The following is a 22,352-nucleotide window of genomic DNA, read 5'->3' on the forward strand; positions in this document are numbered from 1 at the left end:
GGCGTTATCTCTTTGTCTGCATCTGAAGGTGGGCTGCGGTCAGCGAAGGTCAATGGAACGAAGGCAGCAGATCGCGTGTTATCGTAATGAAAAACGGAGCATCGCCATGATCGATATCATCGAAATTCTATGGCGCGTCAGTGTCACACTCGGTCTGATCATCCTGCTCACAAGGCTGGCAGGTCTTAGGTCATTTTCCAAGATGTCCGGCTTTGATTTTGCCGTGACGGTCGCAATGGGATCGGTTCTGGCAGCCGTCGCCACCACACCTGATGCACCGATCACCGACGGTCTGTTCGCGCTTTTGGCGTTGTTTGCGGTTCAGATGACCATTGCAATGGCGCGCAGCCGGTCAGCAAAGGTGCAGGACACGGTTGATAACGAACCACTTCTCATTATGGAGAATGGGAGCGTCCTGCACAAAAATCTTCGATCGGCAGGCATGACGCTTGGTGATCTGCACGGCAAGCTTCGCGAGGCGAATGCATTTGACCTCGATCAGGTTCATGCGGTGATCTTTGAGGCCACCGGCGATGTCAGCGTGCTGCACGGTGCAGGACAGGTCACACCAGCGCTGCTGGAGGGCGTGCGACGCTAATTGCGGTCCGGGCAGCCTGTCCTTGCCATCAATCCAGCAAACGCCGCGCGATCACCTGCGCCTGAATCTCTGCCGCCCCTTCAAAGATATTCAGGATGCGCGCATCGCACAGGATCCGGCTGATCTTGTATTCCAGCGCAAAACCGTTGCCGCCATGGATCTGCAAGGCGTTATCCGCACAGGCCCAGGCGACCCTCGCACCCAGCAGCTTGGCCATCCCGGCCTCCAGATCGCAACGGCGATCATGGTCTTTTTCGTGCGCGCTGAAATAGGTCAGTTGCCGCGCCACCATGATTTCCACAGCCATCATGGCCAGCTTGCCGGACACACGCGGAAAATCGATCAGGGCCTTGCCGAATTGCTTGCGGTCCTGCGCATACCGCATCCCTTCATCCAGCGCCGATTGGGCCACACCGATGGCGCGGGCGGCGGTCTGGATGCGGGCATTCTCGAACGTCTGCATCAGCTGCTTGAACCCCTGACCTTCGCGCTCGCCCAGCAGGTTCTCACCCTTCACTTTGAAATCGTCAAAGTTCAGCGTGTATTCCTTCATCCCGCGATAACCCAGCACCTCGATCTCGCCCCCGGAAATCCCCGGATCCAAAAAGGGCTCCTCATCCGTGCCCGGCGTCTTTTCCGCCAGGAACATCGACAATCCCTTGTAGTTGTCAGTGTCCGGGATCGTGCGCGCCAGCACCGTCATCACATGGGTACGGGCGGCGTGGGTGATCCAGGTCTTGTTGCCGGTGATGATCCAGTCGTCGCCTTCCTTGCGGGCGCGGGTCCGCAAAGACCCCAGATCGGACCCGGTATTGGGTTCGGTAAAGACGGCCGTTGGCAAGATCTCTGCGCTTGCCAGTCCGGGCAACCATTTTTCCTTCTGCGCATCGGTCCCGCCGCACAGGATCAGTTCCGCCGCAATCTCTGACCGGGTGCCGAGCGACCCGACACCGATATAGCCACGCGACAATTCCTCGCTCACCACACACATCGACGCTTTCGACAGGCCAAAGCCGCCATATTCCTCGGGGATCGTCAGACCAAAGACACCCAGTTCGGCCATCTCGTTGATGACCTCCAGCGGGATCAACTCGTCCTTCAGGTGCCAGTCATGGGCATGGGGTTCCACCTTTTCCACGCTGAAGCGGCGGAACTGTTCGCGGATCATCTCCAACTCATCATCCAGACCGGACGCACCGACCGTGATGTTGGCGGCCTGTTCCTGCATCAGTTCCACAAGCCGGATCCGGGCTCCTTGTGTGTTGCCGGACTGGGTCAGCGTCATGACCGCAGGTGCCATCAGGGCGCGCATGTCGTCCTGTGTCAGGCCCATATCCTGCAGGCGCACCATCTCGCCCTGGTTCATCTGGATGCCGCCATAGATCTGCCACAGGTATTCACCAAAGGCGATCTGGTGGATCAACTGCTCCACCTCGCCAAACTTGCCATCTTCCTCAAGACGCATCGCCCAGTTCTGCATCTGGCGCAGCGCCTGGGCATAAGTGGCCAGCCAGGCAAAGCCATGTGCGGCGGTCTGGTGCGCCTCAATCAACTGACCCGAAACACGCCCATCCTCACTGACCAGCCCGGCGACCGCCGCCTTGGCGCGGGACAGAACATCATCCACCGCAGGCAGGGTCGCACCGGTCAGCGTCAGCAAGTCAGCCAATACCGGGCCTTGTGTTATGGGCATGTCCTGTCCGTCATGGGGCATGTGTCGATTCCTCATTTTTGCACATGCAGAGATAAAGTGTTCGCAACTGCAGCGCAATAATAATTCAAGCTGATGTAGTAGTAAGCACAAAAATGTCGCAACGGAATTCGCACTATTATCCGCAAATGCAAATGCGTAAGAGAGATTATGCCTGAATTCCTGAGCATCCTGCCTCCTGCCATTCTCGCCTTTGCCTTTATCGTCACCTTGCTGGGCGGCTTTGTCAAAGGGGCGGTGGGCTTTGCGATGCCGCTGGTCATGATCTCTGGCATGGGGATCCTGATCGAGCCGCAACTGGTCGTGGCGGGGATTATTATCCCGATCCTCACGACAAATATCCTGCAAGTGGCAAGGGCCGGATTGGGTAAAGCCCGGGACGCACTGGCCGAACACTGGCGCTATATCAGCCTTGTCTGCATCATGATCCTGATCTCGGCGCAGTTTTTGCGCAGTATCCCGACCAACGGCATGTTCATCGTTCTAGGTGTACCAGTTGTGGTGCTCTGCGCGATCCAGTTGGCCGGGTGGCGGCCCCGGATCGGGCCCAGGTGGCGGCGGCCCTTCGAATGGGTGGCGGGCACGCTGGCCGGTATCCTGGGTGGCCTTGCAGGAACATGGGGGCCACCCACGGTGTTGTACCTGCTGGCGCTCAACACACCGCGCGACCGGCAGATGGCGGTGCAGGGGGTCATCTACGGGCTGGGGTCCGTGATGTTGCTGGCCGGGCATTTGCGGTCCGGCGTATTGAATGCGGAAACATGGCCCTTTTCCGCGTCGCTGGTCGTGCCCGCGCTGATTGGCATGTGGCTGGGGTTCAAGCTTGGTGACCGGTTCGATCAGGAACGGTTTCGCAAGGTGACCCTGCTTGTTCTGGTGGTTGCAGGTGCAAACCTGATCCGGCGCGGCCTGATGGGTTAGGGCCTGACCTTAGGACAGCAGGTTTTCGAACCCGCAGACGCTGGCCAGTTCTGGCACCAGCTGTGGGGGGACGACCTCAAAACTGGTCTGGTACAGCACCTCACCATCCCGCGTGGCAACCATTTGCCATGGACCCGTGACAAGCTCATAGGCAAAATCGAATTGATAGAATGTCAGCGATGGTGCGATCCCGCTGATACTGGTGATATAGCTTTGGGTCTGCACCTGCGCATCACCCATAGGCGGATGGGTGACCACCATCACAACATCTTCCAGCCCCAACGCATCTGCAGCCATCGCCTTGACCCCGAACCCAATCCCCATAACAGCCGGGACGCGCCGGGCGGTCGAGACAAAGGGCGGGTCCACGTCGATGATATGAGTTTCACCGGCCAGCGTGCCGGGTGCGGGCGAGGTCCCGACCGATTCCGGCGGGCAGATGATCCCCGCCTCGAAACTGGCGATGTCGGGCGATGTCCGGCTCGGCTCCAACGCGGCTTGCGCCCAGGCGAAAACCGGCACGATCAGGATGAGAGGGGTCAGGCGATACATGCCACCAATCTATGGGCCTGATCCATAATGTCGAGAGCCGGTAGATCACAAATCATAGCCGCGCGACGGTGGGGCCATCGCGCGGCAGAAGTCTCATGTAAGATGGGTCTTGACCCATCTTGCCCGGAACGGATCAGCCGATGGCGGCGGCCTTCACGTCGTCATCAATGAACGGCACGTATTTCTCGAAATTATCGCTGAACATGGTCACCAGTTTCGCGGCCTGCGCATCATAGGCGTCCTTGTCCGCCCATGTATCACGCGGGTTCAGCAGACCATCATCCACCCCATCGACCGAGATCGGCACTTCAAAGCCGAAATGCGGGTCCTTGCGGAACGCACTTTCGATCAGGGTGCCATCCAGGGCCGCACTCAGCAGCGCACGGGTCGCCTTGATCGGCATGCGCGATCCGGTGCCATAGGCGCCCCCGGTCCAACCCGTATTGACTAGCCAGCATGTGGCACCGTGGCTTGCAATCTTGCTGCGCAACAGGTTGCCATAGGCCTCGGGACGGCGCGGCATGAAGGGCGCGCCGAAACACGTGCTGAATGTCGGTTCTGGTTCGGTCACACCACGTTCGGTGCCGGCAACCTTCGATGTGAAGCCCGACAGGAAGTGATACATCGCCTGCGCCGGTGTCAGCCGGGCGATAGGCGGCAAGACACCAAAGGCATCACATGTTAGCATGATGATGTTCTTGGGATGCCCACCCAGTGCGCGCTCCGATGCGTTCGAGATGTAGTTCAGCGGATAGGCACAGCGCATATTGGCGGTCAGGCTGTCATCGTTGAAATCCAACTCCAGCGTGTCGGGATCAAACACCATGTTTTCGATGACCGTGTACGGCATCGAACAGGTGGCGTAAATCTCCGGCTCTGCCTCTGGGTCAAGACCGATGGTTTTGGCATAACAACCACCTTCAAAGTTGAAGGTACCGCGCTCCGACCAGCCATGTTCATCGTCGCCGATCAGAACACGGGTCGGGTCCGCCGACAGGGTGGTCTTGCCCGTTCCGGACAGGCCAAAGAACACAGCCGTATCGACCGGATTGCCGGGGGCGTGGTTGGCCGAACAATGCATCGGCATGATGCCCTTTTCGGGCAACAGATAGTTCAACAGCGTAAAGACCGATTTCTTGTTTTCGCCCGCATATTCAGTGCCACCGATCAGGATCAACTTGGCATCCATGTTCAGGGCAATCACCGTGTCCGACCGGCAGCCATGCTTTTCAGGATCGGCCTTGAAGGTCGGGCAATTGATGATCGTGAAATCGGGTACGAAAGTCGCCAGTTCCGATTGTTCAGGGCGACGCAACAGGTGCCGGATGAACAAACCATGCCAGGCCAGTTCGGTCACCACGCGCACGTCCAGACGATGCGCCGGATCGGCCCCGCCATACAGGTCCTGCACGTTATAGGTGCCGCCCTTCATATGGGCGAGCATGTCAGCGTACAGCACATCGAATTTCGCCGGGTCCATCGGCGGGTTGTTTTCCCACCAGATTGTGTCTTCCACAGATGGTGTGCGCACGACAAATTTGTCCTTGGGCGACCGGCCTGTGTGCTTACCGGTCGTCACCAGAAACGTGCCGCCTTTCCCGGTGACACCTTCACCTGCCGCGACGGCAGCATCATGCAACTCGGCCTCAGAGCGGTTGTAATAAACGTAACCCAGCCCTGTGATGCCTTGATCCTCAAGCCTCATCTTCGGGTTGACCGTACCTTGGTCCATGGGTTCGCTCCTCAAATACCGGGCCGGGATGGCCCGCGATACACACTCATTAACACCATGTTTCAAAGGGCTGGTAGTGCGCTTTGCCACAGTTAGCGCAACCAAATGAGTGTTAGCGCAACCAAATGGTCCCGTGATGATCGCCGATGCCTGGCAATCAGGCCGAATGACAAAATTGAACCAATTAAGGCGATATTGTGGCGGGCTGGGACTTTGGGATTGATTCGTCTATATAAAAAGATGAAGAGTGGACGCGAGCGAGCGACAAACATTTCAGTAATTAGGGGAACGATCCCATGTCCAGAATAGCTTTGGTTGACGATGATCGGAATATCCTGACCTCGGTCTCCATGACGCTCGAGGCCGAAGGCTTCGAAGTGGAAACCTACAATGATGGTCAGGCAGCGCTTGAGGCCTTCAACAAACGGATGCCGGAACTGGCCGTTCTTGACATCAAGATGCCGCGAATGGATGGCATGGACCTGCTGCAGCGGCTCCGTCAGAAGACCTCAATGCCGGTGATCTTCCTGACGTCCAAGGATGATGAAATCGACGAGGTGCTGGGCCTGCGCATGGGCGCTGACGATTATGTAAAAAAGCCGTTCTCGCAACGTTTGTTGGTCGAACGCATCCGCGCGCTGTTGCGCCGTCAGGATGCGATTGCAGGCGAAGAGATCGAAGAGACAGAAGAAACCAAGGTGATGGTCCGTGGCGAGTTGGTGATGGACCCGCTGCGTCATGCAGTGAAATGGAAAGGTCAGGACGTTTCCCTGACCGTGACAGAGTTTCTGTTGCTGCAGGCCTTGGCGCAGCGCCCCGGTTTTGTGAAAAGTCGTGATCAGTTAATGGATGTAGCTTATGATGATCAGGTCTATGTTGATGACCGCACCATCGACAGCCACATCAAACGACTGCGCAAAAAGATGCGTAACACTGATAACGAATTTTCCGCGATCGAGACGCTTTATGGCATCGGGTACCGCTACAACGAAGAGTAAGGCATGACATCAGCCCCAAAGGTTGACGTACGTGACCTGAAGTCCGTGCGCGCAGCGGCGCGCGAACCCGACCTTGTGCTGGGCGACGATTGGCTGTCCCCGGAAATGATGGGCATGGAAGATGCCACTCCGCAGTCGCGGCGCGGGCTTTTGTCTCTGCGCAGTTCGCCGATTGCGCGTAAGATCATCACGTTCAACCTGATCGCTTTGATCCTGCTTATCGCCGGTGTACTCTATCTCAACCCCTCGCGGGATAACCTAGCCTATCAGCGGGCCAAGGGCCTGGTCAATGAAGCCCAGCTAATCGCGAACGTGTTCGAAGCACAATTGCCTTCGGTGGCTCCCATTAACCTTATTGCCGCGGACGGAATAGACCCCGCAGCAGCCTTGGCGGGCCTAAACCTGCGCGGCGGGGTCGAGGTGTCACTGTTCACGCCTGATGCGACCTTGGTTGCGTCAGCAACGGGCAGTCTGGGAGCCAATGAGATTGCCGAGCTGGTGCAGACGACAGGTGGGACATTCCTGATCGACTTTCTTGGCGGGACTTGGAACCGGGTAGTGAGCCTGTTCTGGATTGATCCTGATTTGCGCACAGCCGAAGAACAACTCTTTGAACTCGCGCAGAATAACGTGATCGAGTCAATTCAAAGCGGCACGCTGCTGGATGCTACCGATATTGGTGGTGTGATCAGCTTCATCGTCACAACGCCTATCTTGCGCGACGACAATATCGTCGGCGTCATCGCGGTCACCACCGCTGCAGGTGAGGTGGACAGCCTTGTTCGTCGCGAACGTGAACAAGTGCTGCGCCTTTTTCTTGTCGGCATCATGGTCAGCGTGGGGCTCAGCCTTGTGTTGGCATCCACCATCGCCAACCCCTTGGCCGATCTGGCCGCAGCTGCGGAAAGCAGCCATGAAAAGAACGCGCGCCGCATGTCACCGGTCAAGGTCCGCATTCCAGACCTGACCGCACGGCCCGACGAAATCGGCAGATTATCGGGTGCCTTGCGGGGCATGGTGTCTGCGCTTTACGAACGGATTGAAGGCAACGAACAGTTTGCCGCTGATGTCGCCCACGAAATCAAGAACCCGCTGGCCTCGCTGCGGTCCGCTGTTGGCACGATGCGGGTGGCAAAGCGGGCAGACCAGCGCGAGCGGCTGTTGGAAGTCATCGAACATGACGTGAAACGCCTTGATCGTCTGGTCAGTGATATCTCGAACGCATCGCGGCTCGACAGTGAACTGGTCAAGGAAGAGGAAGAAACCTTCGACCTGCTCAATATGCTGGGCAATATCATCGAATTCCTCAGCACCGACGCCACCCAGCGCGGGATCGACTTTATCGCCGATATGCCCGAAGAACCGATACATGTTCAGGGGCTCGAAGGGCGGCTTGCACAGGTTTTCGTCAATCTGATCACCAATGCCGTATCGTTCTGTGATACGGGTGATGCGATCCGGGTCTGGGCGCGGCGGCGGCAAAACCGCGTGCTGGTTGTGGTCGAGGATACTGGCCCCGGCATCCCGGATGAGGCACTGACAAAGATCTTCCAGCGGTTCTACTCCGAGCGGCCAGAAGGGCAATTCGGCAACAACTCCGGCCTCGGTCTCGCCATCTCAAAACAGATTGTCGAGGCGCATGGCGGCGTGATCTGGGCAGAAAACATCCGGCCCACCGACTCTGATCCTACATCCGAACCGCTTGGCGCACGCTTTGTCGTCGGCCTGCCGGTCTGACGGTGCACCTTGACGCAATCGCAGACGATCCACGCCACCTGTGTTGCATGGAATGATCGTGCCGTTCTGATCAGGGGGGGATCGGGGTCGGGCAAATCGACCTTGGGTTTGGTGCTGATGGGCATGGGGTGCAGCCTTGTGGCCGATGACAGGGTTATCGTCATGCGAAATGACGACAGGTTACTCGCCCGGGCTCCGGACACGATTCGCGGATTGATCGAGGCGCGGGGCATCGGTGTGCTGAATGCGGACCCAACTGCACAGGCGCAGGTTGTGCTGGTTGTGGATCTTGACGAAACAGAAAGTGAACGCCTGCCACCCCGACGCGTAGTCACGCTGTTGGGATCGGATGTTCCCTTGATTCATGCGGTCGATGGACCACATTTTGCTCCGGCAATCCTGCAGCTCCTCAAGGCAGGGTGGAGTGACCGATGACAGACCCGGACCCGCAACCCGACCAGAAGACCCCGACCATCGTATTGGTCACGGGGCCGTCCGGCGCCGGGCGATCCACAGCGATCAACGCGCTTGAGGATCTGGGATACGAAGTCATCGACAACCTGCCGCTATCGTTGCTCCCCCGATTGCTGGACGGGCCGCCGCCAAACCGTCCACTGGTTCTGGGGCTGGACGTGCGCAATCGGGATTTCAGCACCAACGCCCTGATCGAAACTATCGACCAGCTAAGTGGGCGGACAGATCTGAACGCCCAGGTGCTCTATCTCGATGCGGATGAAGAAGAACTGGTGCGGCGCTATTCCGAAACCCGGCGCAGGCATCCGCTGGCGCCCGCCGGGCCACCTCTGGCCGGAATTGCCCGCGAACGGGACCTGCTGGTGCCGATCCGCGCGCGAGCGGACGTACTGATCGACACAAGCGGGCTGTCGCCTCATGATCTGCGCGCCGAAGTGGATCGCTGGTTCGCCACCGGCGAAGGGCGGCAACTGGGTGTGACGATCCACTCATTCTCCTACAAACGCGGGCTGCCCCGGGGGATGGATATCGTTATGGATTGCCGGTTCCTGCGCAATCCGCACTGGGATGAAAAGCTGCGGGCGCTGGATGGGCGCGATCCGGCGGTGGCGGCCTATGTCGCCGAAGATCCGCGTTTCGAACCTTTCTTCGAACGGATCAAATCGCTCGCCGATCTTCTGTTGCCGGCGCACAAAGACGAAGGCAAGGCGCATCTTTCCATCGGGTTTGGATGTACCGGCGGGCAACACCGGTCTGTTGCAGTTGCAGAAAGGCTCGCTTCTGCACTTGCGAAAGACGGATGGCATGTGTCTAAACGACACCGTGAAATGGAGCGGCGTGATCTTCAGGCGTCAGTTGGCAAGGGTCAAAAGGTTTGATCGGTATCGTGATTGTGGCACATGGCGGGCTGGCGGGCGAATACCTTGCCGCAGTTGAACATGTGGTGGGCTCACAAGAGGGGATGGTCAGCATCGCCATCGGCCCCGAAGATGATCGCGCAGCAAAACAATCCGAGATTTGTGCGGCAGCCGACGCCGTGGATACCGGTGAAGGGGTGGTGATCGTGACCGACATGTTCGGCGGTTCCCCGTCAAACCTGTCGCTGCGGGCCTGCAACCCCGAAAACCGGCGCATCCTTTATGGGGCGAACCTGCCCATGCTGATCAAGCTGGCCAAATCGCGCAAGCGGTCCGTACCGGACGCCGTTGATGCCGCCATCGCAGCCGCCCACAAATACATCAACTTCCACAATGGCGGGACACCAACATGACAACCTGCCGTCTGAAGATCGAGAATATCAAAGGGCTGCATGCCCGCGCCTCCGCCCGTCTGGTTGAGGTCGTTGAAAGCTTTGACGCAGACGCCACCATCAGCAAAGATGGTGAAAGCACCAGCGGCGACAGCATCATGGGCCTTTTAATGTTGGCAGCTTCCGTCGGAACCTTTATTGACGTAGAGACCCGAGGGCCGCAGGCGGAGGAGCTTGCTACGGCCATCAAGGAATTGGTGGCGGACAAATTCGGCGAAGGCTACTAAAGGTCCGACTGACCGGATAGGACGTATTGAGTGACCGAAACTACCCGGCATATCCCTGCACAACCGGTTGTCCCCGAAGACGCGCCGATCGTCTATGACCGCCGCAGCCTGACCTATTCCAACACGTTCGACAGCCCGATGAAACGCAACATCATCCGGTCCATCGAATGGTGTACGGGCAAGCTGCAGATCGTGCGGATGATCCGCAAGTTCGAGCGGCTGGGCAAATTCCACGGGCAGGCGTTCTGGCGCGCCGCCCTTGATGTCATGGAAATTGACCTGCTGACTCCGCAGGAACAGTTGAACAACATCCCCAAGACCGGACCGGTGGTGTTCGTGGCCAACCACCCCCACGGCATGGTCGACGGCATGATCCTGGCCGACATGATTGGCCGGGTGCGCACTGATTACCGGATCCTGACCCGATCGATCCTGACCGGTATCGACAAAGAGGCCGCAGATTTCATGATCCCGGTCCCGTTCCCACACGAACCGGACGCCCAAAAGAAAATGGTCGAGATGCGGCGCGCCACGATGGAACATCTGGGCAATGGCGGGCTGGTGGCCCTGTTTCCGTCTGGTGTTGTGGCGTCATCCGACACCATGTTCGGCCCGGCGAAAGAGGCGGAATGGAACGTCTTTACCGCCAAGATGATCCGCACATCAGGGGCGACGATCGTGCCCTGCTTTTTCCCCGGATCAAATTCGCGCTGGTACCAGATCGCCAACAAAATCTCCGCCACCCTGCGCCAAAGCCTCCTGCTGCACGAGATCGTGCATGCCTGCGGCAAAGCGCAAAAGCCGGTCATCGGCAAACCTGTCGCCGAAGCCGAAATCGCCTCCCGCATCAAAGAACCCCGCGCCTTCATGGCCTGGCTGCGTGAACAGACATTGGGGTTAAAGGAAGACTGAGCGGATGGCATCCGGAGCGGCACATGTGTCACTGAGACGCGGGGCAACAATTGCGTAGCTTGGCGGAGAACTTATAGCCGGCAATGCGGATCGGACACCGACAAACAGATTGGCAATACCGACTTAAGAGCTACGGTTTGCCATTATTTTGTATAAAGATAGTCGCGCGTCCATCTTCGACCGATGACGACCACAAAGGCTACAATTCATGAGAACAATCGCAGCGCTGGTTTTCCCCGGCTTTGAAACGCTTGATTACTTTGGCCCGATCGAGATGTTGGGAGGTTTCGGCAAAGAGACCGAGATTATCACGGTTGCAAAAGGTGCTGATCCTGTGCCGAGCGTTCATGGTCAGCGGATAGTCGTGGACAAGAGAATATCTGAAAAGAACGATTATGATTTATTGCTCATCCCCGGTGGCGATGCAGCTTTGATTGAGGGGCAAGACGAAGAGTTACTTCAATGGCTCAGAGAAGCCTCCGCAAACGCAGAACGCGTGATGGCAGTCTGTACGGGTACCGTTCTGCTGGGCATGGCCGGCGTCCTGGATGGTCGTAAGGCAACGACCAACAAGATGGATTTTACCGAAACGGTCCATCTTGCACCCCAAGTGGATTGGGTGAAAGAGGCAAGGTGGGTAGAAGACGGCAAGTTCTTTACATCTTCCGGAGTATCAGCCGGGATGGATATGGCGCTCGCGGTGATGGCAGACTTGTTCGGTACAGAGATGGCGGACAGATTGGCCCGGAGCTGCGAGTACGAGTGGCACAGGGACGCCAGCCGTGACCCGTTCGCAAAACTAGCCGGGCTGGTCTGAAGACAGCGGCAATTCACTGCGACTATCAAGCGATCGCCTGCTTGCACTGACGTGCTCCAACCCCGGCCGGTTCACGCCCGGCCATCCATGACCCTAGCGCGTCGGCACCGGCGTCTCGCCCCTGTAGTCATAAAATCCGCGCTTTGATTTCCGGCCCAACCAACCGGCTTCTACATATTTGGTCAACAACGGGCAGGGGCGGTACTTGGTATCGGCCAAACCGTCATGCAGCACGTTCATGATCGCAAGACAGGTATCCAGCCCGATGAAATCGGCCAACTCCAGCGGCCCCATCGGATGGTTCGCCCCCAGTTTCAGCGATGTATCGATGGACTGCACGGAACCGACCCCTTCATACAGGGTATAAATCGCCTCGTTGATCATCGGCATCAGGATACGGTTGACGATAAAGGCCGGAAAATCCTCGGCAGTAGCTGATGTCTTGCCAAGCCGTTCGACGACAGCATGACAGGCCTTGAACGTCTCTTCATCCGTAGCAATGCCCCGGATCAGTTCGACCAGTTGCATAATCGGCACCGGGTTCATGAAATGAAACCCCATGAATTTCTCGGGCCGGTCGGTGCGCGATGCAAGCCGGGTGATCGAAATGGACGATGTGTTTGATGTCAGGATCGTATCAGGCTTCAGATGCGGAACCAGATCCTCGAAAATGGCGGTCTTGATCGTTTCGCGCTCGGTCGCCGCCTCAATGATCAGGTCGGTCTGGCCCAAATCCGTCAGCGTTGCGGTGGTTCCGATGCGTGCCAGCGCCTCTGCCTTGGCGTCAGCGGTGATCAGGTCGCGCCCCACCTGCCGTTCAAGATTGCGGTCGATCAGGGCCATAGCTGCGTTCAGCGCGTCCTCGCTGATATCGGTCATCAGCACTTCATACCCGGCCAGTGCAAAAACATGGGCAATACCATTTCCCATCTGGCCCGCGCCGACGATGCCTACACGTTCGATTGTCATGATCTTCCCCTGACTGGTTCGCTCGCACCATAGGCCCGGGATGGGGGATGCTTCAAGGCGGCGCAGTCGCGAAAATTTAGGTCAAATTTGCGCATTAGCGAATTTGCAAGTGATTTCGGCGAATCTGCATCATGGGTGAAGCACAAAAGGTGGGAACCATGAAGCAAGAGGTTATCGAACACGAAGAACTGTCATATGCGCCATGCCGCTATGGCAATTCGCGGATGCTGTTCCGTGGGCCACGCCGACGGCTGGACCATCCTTATATCGCCTTCATCGGCGGGACAGAGACATACGGCAAGTTCATTCCCAAACCGTTCCCGACGCTGGTCGAACGGGTGATGCGGCAAACCTGTGTCAACCTCGGTTGCGTGAACGGTGGGATCGACGCTTTCGTCAACGATCCAACCATCATGGAAATCTGCAATGGGGCGGATATGACCGTGGTGCAGGTCATGGGGGCCAACTTTCTGTCCAACCGGTTCTATTCGGTCCATCCGCGACGCAATGACCGCTTCCTGCGGGCCTCCACCGTGCTCGAAGCGATTTATGACGATGTCGATTTTTCCGAATTTTCGTTCATCCGGCACATGTTGGGCGCGCTCTACAGCAAATCGCCCGACCGGTTCGATATCGTCGTGGGCGAATTACGCGAGGCGTGGACCGCACGGATGAAGAACATGCTGCATCAGATCGGCCCGCGCAGCATGCTCCTGTGGTTCTCCGAAGAAGAGTTGAGCGACAAGCATTGGTCAGAGCGTGAAGATCAGCTACAGGCCGACCCGCTTTTCATCACCAGATCCATGTTGGAAGAATTGCGGCCGTTGGTACAGGACATCGTGGTCGTTAATCCATCCGACGGTGCCCTCGCCAAAGGCACGATAGGCATGCAATTCCCCGCATCACAAAGTGCCGCCGCATCCGAGATGCTGGGGCCCGCCTGCCACTCCGAGGCCAGCGCATTCGTCATCCCGGCCTTACGCGAACATCTTTACGCCGTTTCATGAGAAAAGGGGCCCGCGGTATCTGCCACGGGCCCCCAAATCCATGTGCTTTCAGGCAATCAGAGCTTTTCAGTCAGCTCCGGCACGGCATCAAACAGATCAGCCACCAGACCATAATCGGCCACCTGGAAGATCGGGGCTTCTTCATCCTTGTTGATGGCCACGATGATCTTGCTGTCCTTCATCCCCGCCAGGTGCTGGATCGCACCGGAAATACCGACAGCAACATAAAGATCGGGGGCAACAACCTTACCCGTCTGACCAACCTGCCAGTCATTGGGGGCATAGCCGCTGTCAACCGCAGCGCGTGATGCACCCACAGCCGCGCCCAGCTTGTCAGCCAGCTTTTCGATCAGGGCAAAGTCATCTTCCGACCCGACACCACGACCACCAGAAACCACGACACCAGCCGATGTCAGCTCTGGCCGGTCGCTTGCGGCAACCTTGTCCTCGACCCATTCGGACAGACCGGGGTTACCAGCCGCACCGATGCTTTCAACCGCAGCAGACCCGCCCATACCGGCAGCATCAAAGCCAGCGGTCCGGATCGTCATGACCTTCTTTTCATCCGACGATTTCACAGTCTGGATCGCGTTACCGGCATAGATCGGGCGCTCGAACGTGTCGGCATCCACGATGCCGGTCACTTCGGAAATCACCATCGCATCCAGCAACGCCGCCACGCGGGGCATCACGTTCTTGGCGTCTGTGGTGCCGGGGGCGGCGATGTGGGAATAATCACCAGCCAGCGACACGATCAGATCTGCGGTGGGTTCGGCCAACCGGTGGCCCAATGCAGGATCCTCGGCGCACAGCACCTTCGACACACCGTCAATCTTGGCGGCCTCGTCAGCGGCAGCCTTGGCAGACGCACCGGCACACAGCACGGTCACATCACCCAAGGCTTGCGCCGCAGTCACGGCTTTTGCGGTTGCATCGACGGCCAAAGCGCCGTCAGTCACTTCACCAATCAGAAGAACAGCCATTACACAGCCCCCACTTCTTTGAGTTTCTCGACAAGCTCATCAACTGACCCCACCATGATACCGGCCTTGCGGGCCTCTGGCTCGGTCGTGCTGACAATGGTCAGACGCGGGGCAACATCAACGCCGTAATCGGCGGGTGTCTTTTCATCCAGCGGCTTTTTCTTGGCCTTCATAATATTGGGCAGCGACGCATAGCGCGGCTCGTTCAGGCGCAGGTCAACGGTCACAATCGTCGGCATCTTGACCTTGATAGTCTGCAGACCGCCATCAACCTCGCGGGTGACTACGGCACTGTCGCCGTCCAGGTTCACCTCGGACGCAAAGGTCGCCTGTGACCAGCCCAGCAGGGCCGACAGCATCTGACCGGTGGCGTTCATATCATTATCGATGGCCTGCTTGCCGCACAGAACCAGACCCGGCTCTTCTTCCTTGACGATGGCGGCAAGGATCTTGGCAACCGCCAAAGGTTCGATATCCGTGTGCACATCATCGGTGGCCACAACCAGAATGGCGCGGTCTGCGCCCATCGCCAGTGCCGTGCGCAGGGTTTCCTGCGCCTGCTTGACGCCAATGGATACCGCCACGACCTCCTCGACCTTGCCGGCTTCACGCAGGCGAATGGCCTCTTCGACGGCAATCTCGTCGAACGGGTTCATGGACATTTTGACGTTGGCAAGATCGACACCGGAGCCATCCGCTTTGACACGGACTTTCACGTTGTAGTCGATCACGCGCTTGACGGGTACAAGGACCTTCATCTGCGTTTCTCTCCCAAAGAATCTGACATTTTGCGTTCTCGCTGCGTTGTTATCGTGCGTAGCCGGGCAAAAACAGTGCAAAATCGACGCGGGAGCGGTCGCGGACGCCACGTTCTTGACGTGCACGTCAATCGGGGCTGTGCGCCAGATAGGTTATTCGCGGGGCGTCATCTCTATGAACATCACGCTAGTCGTCAGATCGCGTGAGGGCGCAGCCGCTCCACCTCGGCTCGGTAAGGGGTCGCGCCGGGCGGTAAATCGGGGATGATCACCGCATCTTCGTATTTTAACTGACGCCGCAGCACCGGGATCAAACGCCGAAACGCCGCGATGATCGATGGCTCCGGCGCGGGCAGGTCGTGTTTGATCAGCGCATGCAGACGCGGCAGATGATAATAAGGAACCATCGTGAACATGTGATGTTCCAGATGGTAGTTCATGTTCAGATAGATGAACCGGCTGACCGGGTTCATCAGCACCGTGCGCGTATTCAGCCGATGATCAGATACGTTCTCGGCCAGCCCCAGATGCTGCAGCACCCCGGTCATCACATGATGCCACGCCCCGTAAAGCCGGGGCAGACCAACCAACATCAGCGGCAACACAGACCCCATCCAGATCGCCAGACCAATCACGCAGCCATAAATCACCAGCCAGATACGGGCGACGCGAAAGACGCGGGGCCGGTCGGCATCGCGCACATACATCGCCTCGTCAGGGTGGATGCGCCCGCTGGCGTGCAGCATCATCCGCTGGACCAGCACATAAACATCCACGATCCCGAACAGGTTCAGCAGGATGCGGCGCAGATCGGGCGGGCGCATGGCCACAATCTCAGGATCGCGGCCCACGATAATCGTATCGGTATGATGGCGCACATGGCTCGCACGCCAGACAACCGGGTTCCGCATCAGCATGAAGCTCGCGATCTGATATACGACCTCGTTCATCCAGGCAGTCTTGAACGCGGTCTTGTGCCCGCATTCATGCCAGCGCGAATCCGATGCTGACCCATAAAGAACGCCGTAGATCAGCCAGAACGGGGCCGACCACCAAGACGGCCACAACATGATTGCGATGACGGCTGACACGATCATCGCACCAATCCAGATGAGGGTGTCGCGCAAGGCGATGGCGTCTGATTTCTCCATCAGATCGCGAATGGCCTGCGGGTCGACGTCAGGCCGAAACCATTTTGGGTTCGCGATCCCTTGCGCCGTTGCGGCGCGTCCCGTCTCGCCGGTCAGGGAATAGTCCTTTGCCATCGCCGCAGCCTATCGGCCGCTACTGAACCGGTCAATTCGTCAGGGCCACGTGAAACCCACCGTACGCGCGATTAATCCCACCAATTGCCGCCAAAATGTCCGACGCTTTGACGACGCAAATCCGACGCATCGCCGACAGCACATTTGCCTGTGAATTAAGGGATTAACCTATGATTCGCGCATTTGGGCCAAAACCACCGTACGGTGGGGGGCACGCAACACCATTCATGGCGGTTTTCAGCTGTTCGCCCTTCCGGTGGCCGGGCTGTCCACTGGACACCCCGCCGCTTTCAGCGGTTCGCCCCCGGAATCCACAGCACGTCGTTCTTGCCGTCGTCATTGGCAATGCGGGAGGCCTGGAAAAACCAGTCCGAAAGACGGTTCAGATACTTCACCGCCGCAGGGTTCACCGATTCCATTGTGGCCAGTTCGACCGTCAGCCGCTCAGCCCGGCGCGACACGGTCCGGCACAAATGCAGATGCGCCGCCAGCGCCGACCCGCCCGGCAGGATGAAACTGCGCAACGGCTCAACCTTTTTGGTCATCGCGTCGATTTCGGCCTCAAGCCGCTCAACCTGCGCATCAGACATGCGCAATGGCGGATACTCCGCCTCGCTATCCTTTTCCATATCCGGACGGCACAGATCAGCGCCGAGATCGAACAGATCATTCTGGATCATCGCCAGTTGCGTATCCATATCGCCCGTCGCATGCAGGCGCGCTAGACCGACCGTGGCGTTGGTTTCATCGACGGTGCCATATGAGGTGACACGCATGGAATGCTTCGCCACGCGGCTGCCATTGCCCAGCGCCGTCTCACCGGCGTCGCCTGTCTTGGTATATATCTTATTCAGTACAACCATGGGCTTAGGCACCTCTTCGCAAATAGACAAACAACAGGATCAGCAGCACCGCGACAAACTGCGCTCCGATCCGCCAGCGCATGATCTTGTTGGCGTATTTCTTGTTGAAATCACCGCCGCGCCCGAAACCGCCAATCCCCAATAGCAGGATGAACAGCACGATCAGTACGGCAGCGGCAACAAGCCAAAACAGCGGATCGTCAGCCATGGTCAGGTCCCCTCAACATTGTCCCTCGCGATGTAGCAGGCCCACGGGCGAAGGAAACCCTCAGCCCTTCAAAATCACCGCATCCAGCAGGCGCGTCGGCAGAATGCGCCGCAGAAAGCCCATCAGATAGGTGGGCGTTGTCACGTAGTATCGCGCCTTTGGCCGTGGCGATATCAGCGCGTGCAGCAGTTTTTTCGTCACGGCAGAGGGCGGCAATTCAAACTTGTCCGGCTCGCTCTTCGTATAAAGACGTGCCAGCACATCCTTGTATTCATCTGCTCGCGCCGAGTTTTCCCAATCAATCCATTTCTCGAAATGCGGAATCGCGTTCTCGCGGATTTTCGACGTGACCGGCCCCGGCTCAATAAGGATGACCTTGATCGGCGTATTGCTCATTTCGATCCGCAACACATCGGTCAGGCCTTCCAGCGCGAATTTTGTCGCGACATAAGCGCCCCGCCATTTGATCCCGACCAGGCCAAGTACCGAAGAACAATTGATAATTCGACCATGCCCCTGCGCCCGCATCACCGGAATGACCAGCCGGGTCAATTCGTGCCAGCCAAACAAATTGGCCTCAAAAATGGCGCGCAACCCCTCAACAGGCAGATCTTCAATCGCGCCGGGACAGGCATAGGCCCCGTTATTATAAAGCGCATCCAGCGTCCCTCCGGTCGCCTCCAGCGTTTCGGCCAGACCATTCACGATACTGTCGGGATCGGTGTAGTCGATCAGCGGGCTTTCAAATCCTTCGGCCTTCAGCTTCTCGCAATCGTCAGCTTGGCGGCAACTTGCAAAAACGCGCCAGCCCGCCTCACGCAGACCACGTGCAGCATCAAGACCAATGCCCGACGATGAACCGGTAATCAGAATTGTTTTCTGTGTCATGCCAGCTTTGTGCCCGGCGCGGCATCGGCTGACAAGCCAGCGTTAGCCTTCCGACAGCAGCCGTTCGGCCATCCAACCGGTCTTTCCGCTATCAATCAGGCGGATTTGCGCCCAGCCGTCACCATTGACTTCAAGGATTTCTGCCTTGGTGCCACGGGGTAGCGTGTCGAGCACAGAAAACGATGTACTGGGCCCATCGCGCATGTTGACCCACTCGCCTGCGACTTGGTGAATAATCAGAGGATCCTCAACCACTGTCGTTTCAGCCGACGCAAGTGTGACGTCTTCAACCACTGGTTCCGGCGCCGGGATGATCACCAGTTCGGGCGTATAAGATGCCGTGGTCACTTCTGCCACCAGCGCGGCGATCGGCGCTGGCCTTGGCGCTTGGGCAACCACAACCGGCGGTTCCGGCAAATCGGTCACCGGGGCCTTTGCAACCACCTTGCGTTCAAGCGGCTCAAAATCGGCACCGCCGGACATTTCGTAAAATGCCCAGAACAGCAGCAGGCAGGTCGTAATGATAAACTTGGACATGGCAGTGTCCCCAACTCGTTGTTAAGAATCGATATTATCACGTTTCCGCGTCTGCACCTACAACGCAGCATCACCAATTTGGTTCCAAAGCTGCTTTACGGCCACATATCCCCTCGCTAAACCAACTAAATGAGCGACACGAGCAGTGAGCCCGAACTGGGCCCCAACGACATCACCGAAACGCTGCGGCGCGCCATTGGCGACCGCTACCTGACCTATGCGCTCTCCACGATCATGCACCGCGCGCTGCCTGATGCGCGCGACGGGCTGAAACCGGTGCACCGGCGCATCCTTTACGCCATGTCGCGTCTGCGGCTGTCACCGACGGGCGGCTTCCTGAAATCCGCCAAGATCAGCGGCGACACGATGGGTGATTTCCACCCGCATGGCGATGCCGCGATCTATGACGCGATGGCGCGTCTGGCGCAGGATTTCAACGTGCGCTACCCGCTTGTCGATGGGCAGGGGAACTTTGGCAATATCGACGGCGATAACCCCGCCGCCTCGCGCTATACAGAAGCTCGGATGACCGCCGCGGCAGAGGCGCTGCTCGAAGGGCTGTCCGAAGATGCGGTCGATTTCCGCGACAATTACGATGGCCGTCTGACCGAACCCTCCGTTCTGCCCGCTACCTTCCCCAACCTGCTCGCGAACGGCTCCAGCGGGATTGCTGTGGGGATGGCGACCAACATCCCGCCACATAACCTGCACGAATTGATCGATGCCTGCCTGCATCTGATCAAGGCGCCGAACGCGCGCGATGATACGCTTCTGGAATATATCCCCGGCCCCGATTTTCCCACCGGCGGCGTGATCGTCGAACCATCTGAAAACATCGCCGAGGCTTACCGCACCGGGCGCGGGGCGTTCCGGCTACGCGCCAAGTGGGGGGTCGAGGATCTGGGCCGTGGCCAATGGCAGATTGTCGTCACTGAAATCCCTTATCAGGTCCAGAAATCCAAGCTGATCGAAAAACTGGCCGAGGTGATCCAAACCAAGAAGGTCCCACTGCTCGCTGATGTCCGCGACGAATCTGCTGAAGACATCCGCATGATCCTCGAACCCCGCGCCAAGACCGTCGACCCAGAAGTCATGATGGGTATGCTCTTTCGCAATTCCGATCTGGAAACGCGGTTCAGCCTGAACATGAACGTGCTGATCGACGGGCTGACCCCCAGGGTCTGTTCGCTCAAGGAAGTATTGCGCGCGTTCCTTGACCACCGTCGCGATGTGCTGATCCGACGCAGCAAATACCGGCTCGAAAAGATCGACCACCGGCTTGAGGTCTTGGAAGGCTTCATCATCGCCTTCCTTCATCTGGACCGCGTGATCGACATCATCCGCTACGATGACGACCCGAAACAGGCGCTGATGGTCGAGGACTGGGCCAAGGACCATGTGCGCGCGACATCCGAAAAGGACTACGTTTCACCGGTCGATGACGATCCCGAAGTATCGCTGTCAGAGGTGCAGGCCGAAGCGATCCTGAACATGCGCCTGCGCAGCCTGCGCCGCCTGGAAGAGCTGGAATTGATCGCCGAGCGCGATGCTCTGATGAAAGAGCGCGCCGAGATTGAGGACCTGCTGGAAAGCGACGATCTGAAATGGGCCAGGATCGCCGAACAGTTGCGCGAAACACGCAAGCTTTTCGGCAAAACCAGCGAAGGTGGGGCGCGCCGGACCCAATTCGCCGAAGCCGCCGAAGTGGTCGAGGTCCCGCTGGAGGCGATGATCGACCGCGAACCGATCACTGTTGTCTGTTCACAGATGGGCTGGGTCCGCGCCATGACCGGCCATATCGATCTGACCCGCGAGTTGAAGTTCAAGGATGGCGACGGGCCGCGATTCATCTTCCACGCCGAAACCACCGACAAGCTGCTCGTCTTTGGGGCCAACGGGCGCTTCTACACCGTCTCTGCCGCGACCCTGCCCGGCGGGCGGGGCATGGGCGAACCGCTGCGGCTGATGATCGACTTGCCGAACGACGTCGAAATCATCGATTTCCTGATCCACAAGCCGGGCGAAAAGCTGATCGTCGCTTCTGCCGAAGGCAACGGCTTTGTTGTCCCGGAAGAAGAGGTCGTGGCCCAGACCCGCGCGGGTAAACAGGTGCTGAACGTCAAGGATACGGTCGCCAAGGTATGCCGCCGGGTGGCCGGCGATCATATCGCCGTTGTGTCGGAGAACGCCAAGTTCCTTGTCTTCCCTGTCGAAGAATTGCCCGAGATGAACCGGGGCAAAGGCGTGCGGATCCAGAAATACAAAAAGGCCACCGGGCGGCAGGGTACGCTTGAACTCGATGGTGGTTTGTCGGACCTAACAACGTTCAACTGGGACGATGGTCTGTCATGGCCCATGGGCGGCGGCAAGACCCGCACCGAGCCCGACATGACCGACTGGAAAGGCGCGCGGGCAGGGGTCGGGAAACGGTCGCCCTACGGCTTTCCCAAGAACAATCGGTTCACATAAATGACGGGGCGTGTACATGCGCAATATGTACAGCAGATATACGCTGTCTGTACGGCATTCATACGCACCCTTTTTGTTGTTTTGCTGATCGTCGGTCTGCTCGCCCCGCGCATGTCGGCAGCGGTCGCGGAAATCGTCCCCGGCATGCAAACAATGGTTATTTGTACCGGTCAGGGTCTAGTCACATTGACTATCGGGGCGGATGGTATCCCGGTCGAGACGCCCCAGATCGAACAGCACGATTGCGTCCTTGCCGATATCACCGTGGTCGCTGAAATGGCTCCGCAATTCTGGGAAAAGCTGGCGTGGGACCACCGCCTTCGCTTTGCTGTCACGGAAAGCGAGTGGATGCCTGGGAACCCGCTACGCCGCCGTTCTCCAACCCGGGGACCGCCTGTATTGATTTGATGTAACACC

The 22,352-nt window shown here is 58.3% G+C and carries 24 protein-coding genes; 13 read left to right on the forward strand and 11 right to left on the reverse strand.

Going from position 1 to position 22,352, the window contains the following annotated elements:
- Positions 1–106 precede the first annotated feature (106 nt).
- The gene (locus ACFWW2_RS23245; RefSeq protein WP_393932370.1) at positions 107–598 is read left to right on the forward strand and encodes a DUF421 domain-containing protein; all 492 of its coding nucleotides are present in this window, start codon (positions 107–109) and stop codon (positions 596–598) included.
- A gap of 28 nt (positions 599–626) precedes the next feature.
- Here ACFWW2_RS23245 and ACFWW2_RS23250 read toward each other — a convergent pair whose 3' ends face one another.
- Positions 627–2,312 (reverse strand): acyl-CoA dehydrogenase family protein, encoded by a 1,686-nt coding sequence (locus tag ACFWW2_RS23250; protein ID WP_393932372.1) that lies wholly within the window; start codon positions 2,310–2,312, stop codon positions 627–629.
- A 147-nt stretch (positions 2,313–2,459) separates the two neighbouring features.
- Here ACFWW2_RS23250 and ACFWW2_RS23255 point away from each other — a divergent pair, with 147 nt between their 5' ends.
- Positions 2,460–3,230: a sulfite exporter TauE/SafE family protein gene (locus tag ACFWW2_RS23255; RefSeq protein ID WP_393932374.1), complete on the forward strand. Its 771-nt coding sequence runs from the start codon at positions 2,460–2,462 to the stop codon at positions 3,228–3,230.
- A 9-nt stretch (positions 3,231–3,239) separates the two neighbouring features.
- Here ACFWW2_RS23255 and ACFWW2_RS23260 read toward each other — a convergent pair whose 3' ends face one another.
- Together ACFWW2_RS23260 and ACFWW2_RS23265 are read right to left on the reverse strand one after the other, a co-directional pair.
- Entirely contained in the window at positions 3,240–3,782 is a 543-nt protein-coding gene (locus tag ACFWW2_RS23260; RefSeq protein WP_393932376.1) for a DUF3859 domain-containing protein, read from the reverse strand.
- Between the two features lie 133 nt (positions 3,783–3,915).
- Positions 3,916–5,514 carry a phosphoenolpyruvate carboxykinase gene (locus ACFWW2_RS23265; RefSeq protein WP_393932378.1) on the reverse strand — a complete coding sequence of 533 codons (1,599 nt, stop codon included), beginning with the start codon at positions 5,512–5,514 and terminating at the stop codon, positions 3,916–3,918.
- Between the two features lie 296 nt (positions 5,515–5,810).
- Between ACFWW2_RS23265 and ACFWW2_RS23270 the strand changes: the two genes are divergently transcribed.
- The 8 genes from ACFWW2_RS23270 (at position 5,811) to ACFWW2_RS23305 (ending at position 11,988) form a co-directional block, all read left to right on the forward strand.
- Positions 5,811–6,512, forward strand: coding sequence for a response regulator transcription factor (locus ACFWW2_RS23270; protein ID WP_393932380.1), 702 nt, complete (start codon positions 5,811–5,813; stop codon positions 6,510–6,512).
- Positions 6,513–6,515: 3 nt separating this feature from the next.
- The gene (locus tag ACFWW2_RS23275; protein WP_393932382.1) at positions 6,516–8,249 is read left to right on the forward strand and encodes a sensor N-terminal transmembrane domain-containing protein; all 1,734 of its coding nucleotides are present in this window, start codon (positions 6,516–6,518) and stop codon (positions 8,247–8,249) included.
- A gap of 9 nt (positions 8,250–8,258) precedes the next feature.
- The gene (locus ACFWW2_RS23280; protein WP_393932384.1) at positions 8,259–8,684 is read left to right on the forward strand and encodes an HPr kinase/phosphorylase; all 426 of its coding nucleotides are present in this window, start codon (positions 8,259–8,261) and stop codon (positions 8,682–8,684) included.
- Positions 8,681–9,601 carry an RNase adapter RapZ gene (gene rapZ, locus ACFWW2_RS23285; protein WP_393932386.1) on the forward strand — a complete coding sequence of 307 codons (921 nt, stop codon included), beginning with the start codon at positions 8,681–8,683 and terminating at the stop codon, positions 9,599–9,601. Before ACFWW2_RS23280 ends, rapZ begins: the two co-directional genes overlap by 4 nt.
- Positions 9,598–9,993, forward strand: coding sequence for a PTS sugar transporter subunit IIA (locus tag ACFWW2_RS23290; RefSeq protein ID WP_393932388.1), 396 nt, complete (start codon positions 9,598–9,600; stop codon positions 9,991–9,993). Before rapZ ends, ACFWW2_RS23290 begins: the two co-directional genes overlap by 4 nt.
- The gene (locus tag ACFWW2_RS23295; RefSeq protein ID WP_393932390.1) at positions 9,990–10,259 is read left to right on the forward strand and encodes an HPr family phosphocarrier protein; all 270 of its coding nucleotides are present in this window, start codon (positions 9,990–9,992) and stop codon (positions 10,257–10,259) included. The genes ACFWW2_RS23290 and ACFWW2_RS23295 overlap by 4 nt, the downstream gene beginning before the upstream one ends.
- Before the next feature lie 30 nt (positions 10,260–10,289).
- Entirely contained in the window at positions 10,290–11,171 is an 882-nt protein-coding gene (locus tag ACFWW2_RS23300; protein WP_393932392.1) for a lysophospholipid acyltransferase family protein, read from the forward strand.
- Positions 11,172–11,379: 208 nt separating this feature from the next.
- Positions 11,380–11,988 (forward strand): DJ-1/PfpI family protein, encoded by a 609-nt coding sequence (locus ACFWW2_RS23305; RefSeq protein ID WP_393932394.1) that lies wholly within the window; start codon positions 11,380–11,382, stop codon positions 11,986–11,988.
- Positions 11,989–12,081: 93 nt separating this feature from the next.
- Here ACFWW2_RS23305 and ACFWW2_RS23310 read toward each other — a convergent pair whose 3' ends face one another.
- Positions 12,082–12,957, reverse strand: coding sequence for a 3-hydroxybutyryl-CoA dehydrogenase (locus tag ACFWW2_RS23310; protein WP_393932396.1), 876 nt, complete (start codon positions 12,955–12,957; stop codon positions 12,082–12,084).
- A gap of 131 nt (positions 12,958–13,088) precedes the next feature.
- On the opposite strand from ACFWW2_RS23310, the gene ACFWW2_RS23315 reads away from it, so the two are divergent.
- Positions 13,089–13,964, forward strand: coding sequence for a DUF6473 family protein (locus ACFWW2_RS23315; protein WP_393932398.1), 876 nt, complete (start codon positions 13,089–13,091; stop codon positions 13,962–13,964).
- 56 nt (positions 13,965–14,020) lie between these two features.
- Here ACFWW2_RS23315 and ACFWW2_RS23320 read toward each other — a convergent pair whose 3' ends face one another.
- The 7 genes from ACFWW2_RS23320 to ACFWW2_RS23350 all read right to left on the reverse strand — a co-directional run bounded on the left by ACFWW2_RS23320 (position 14,021) and on the right by ACFWW2_RS23350 (position 19,466).
- Positions 14,021–14,947: an electron transfer flavoprotein subunit alpha/FixB family protein gene (locus ACFWW2_RS23320; RefSeq protein WP_393932400.1), complete on the reverse strand. Its 927-nt coding sequence runs from the start codon at positions 14,945–14,947 to the stop codon at positions 14,021–14,023.
- The gene (locus tag ACFWW2_RS23325; protein ID WP_393932402.1) at positions 14,947–15,705 is read right to left on the reverse strand and encodes an electron transfer flavoprotein subunit beta/FixA family protein; all 759 of its coding nucleotides are present in this window, start codon (positions 15,703–15,705) and stop codon (positions 14,947–14,949) included. Before ACFWW2_RS23325 ends, ACFWW2_RS23320 begins: the two co-directional genes overlap by 1 nt.
- Before the next feature lie 194 nt (positions 15,706–15,899).
- Positions 15,900–16,970, reverse strand: a complete 1,071-nt coding sequence (locus tag ACFWW2_RS23330; protein WP_393932404.1) for a fatty acid desaturase family protein — start codon at positions 16,968–16,970, stop codon at positions 15,900–15,902.
- A gap of 290 nt (positions 16,971–17,260) precedes the next feature.
- Entirely contained in the window at positions 17,261–17,833 is a 573-nt protein-coding gene (locus ACFWW2_RS23335) for a cob(I)yrinic acid a,c-diamide adenosyltransferase (RefSeq protein WP_393932406.1), read from the reverse strand.
- Between the two features lie 4 nt (positions 17,834–17,837).
- On the reverse strand, positions 17,838–18,041 hold the full coding sequence (locus ACFWW2_RS23340) for a twin transmembrane helix small protein (RefSeq protein ID WP_393932408.1): 204 nt from the start codon (positions 18,039–18,041) through the stop codon (positions 17,838–17,840).
- A gap of 60 nt (positions 18,042–18,101) precedes the next feature.
- The gene (locus ACFWW2_RS23345; protein ID WP_393932410.1) at positions 18,102–18,929 is read right to left on the reverse strand and encodes an SDR family NAD(P)-dependent oxidoreductase; all 828 of its coding nucleotides are present in this window, start codon (positions 18,927–18,929) and stop codon (positions 18,102–18,104) included.
- Positions 18,930–18,971: 42 nt separating this feature from the next.
- Entirely contained in the window at positions 18,972–19,466 is a 495-nt protein-coding gene (locus ACFWW2_RS23350; protein WP_393932412.1) for an SH3 domain-containing protein, read from the reverse strand.
- Between the two features lie 129 nt (positions 19,467–19,595).
- Here ACFWW2_RS23350 and ACFWW2_RS23355 point away from each other — a divergent pair, with 129 nt between their 5' ends.
- Together ACFWW2_RS23355 and ACFWW2_RS23360 are read left to right on the forward strand one after the other, a co-directional pair.
- Complete coding sequence (locus ACFWW2_RS23355; RefSeq protein WP_393932414.1) at positions 19,596–21,935, forward strand: DNA topoisomerase IV subunit A; 2,340 nt, start codon at positions 19,596–19,598, stop codon at positions 21,933–21,935.
- Complete coding sequence (locus tag ACFWW2_RS23360) at positions 21,936–22,343, forward strand: hypothetical protein (RefSeq protein WP_393932416.1); 408 nt, start codon at positions 21,936–21,938, stop codon at positions 22,341–22,343. It begins immediately after the preceding gene.
- Positions 22,344–22,352 lie beyond the last annotated feature (9 nt).

Origin of the sequence: Yoonia sp. R2-816, from assembly GCF_046762905.1 — a bacterium.
Lineage (GTDB): Bacteria > Pseudomonadota > Alphaproteobacteria > Rhodobacterales > Rhodobacteraceae > Yoonia.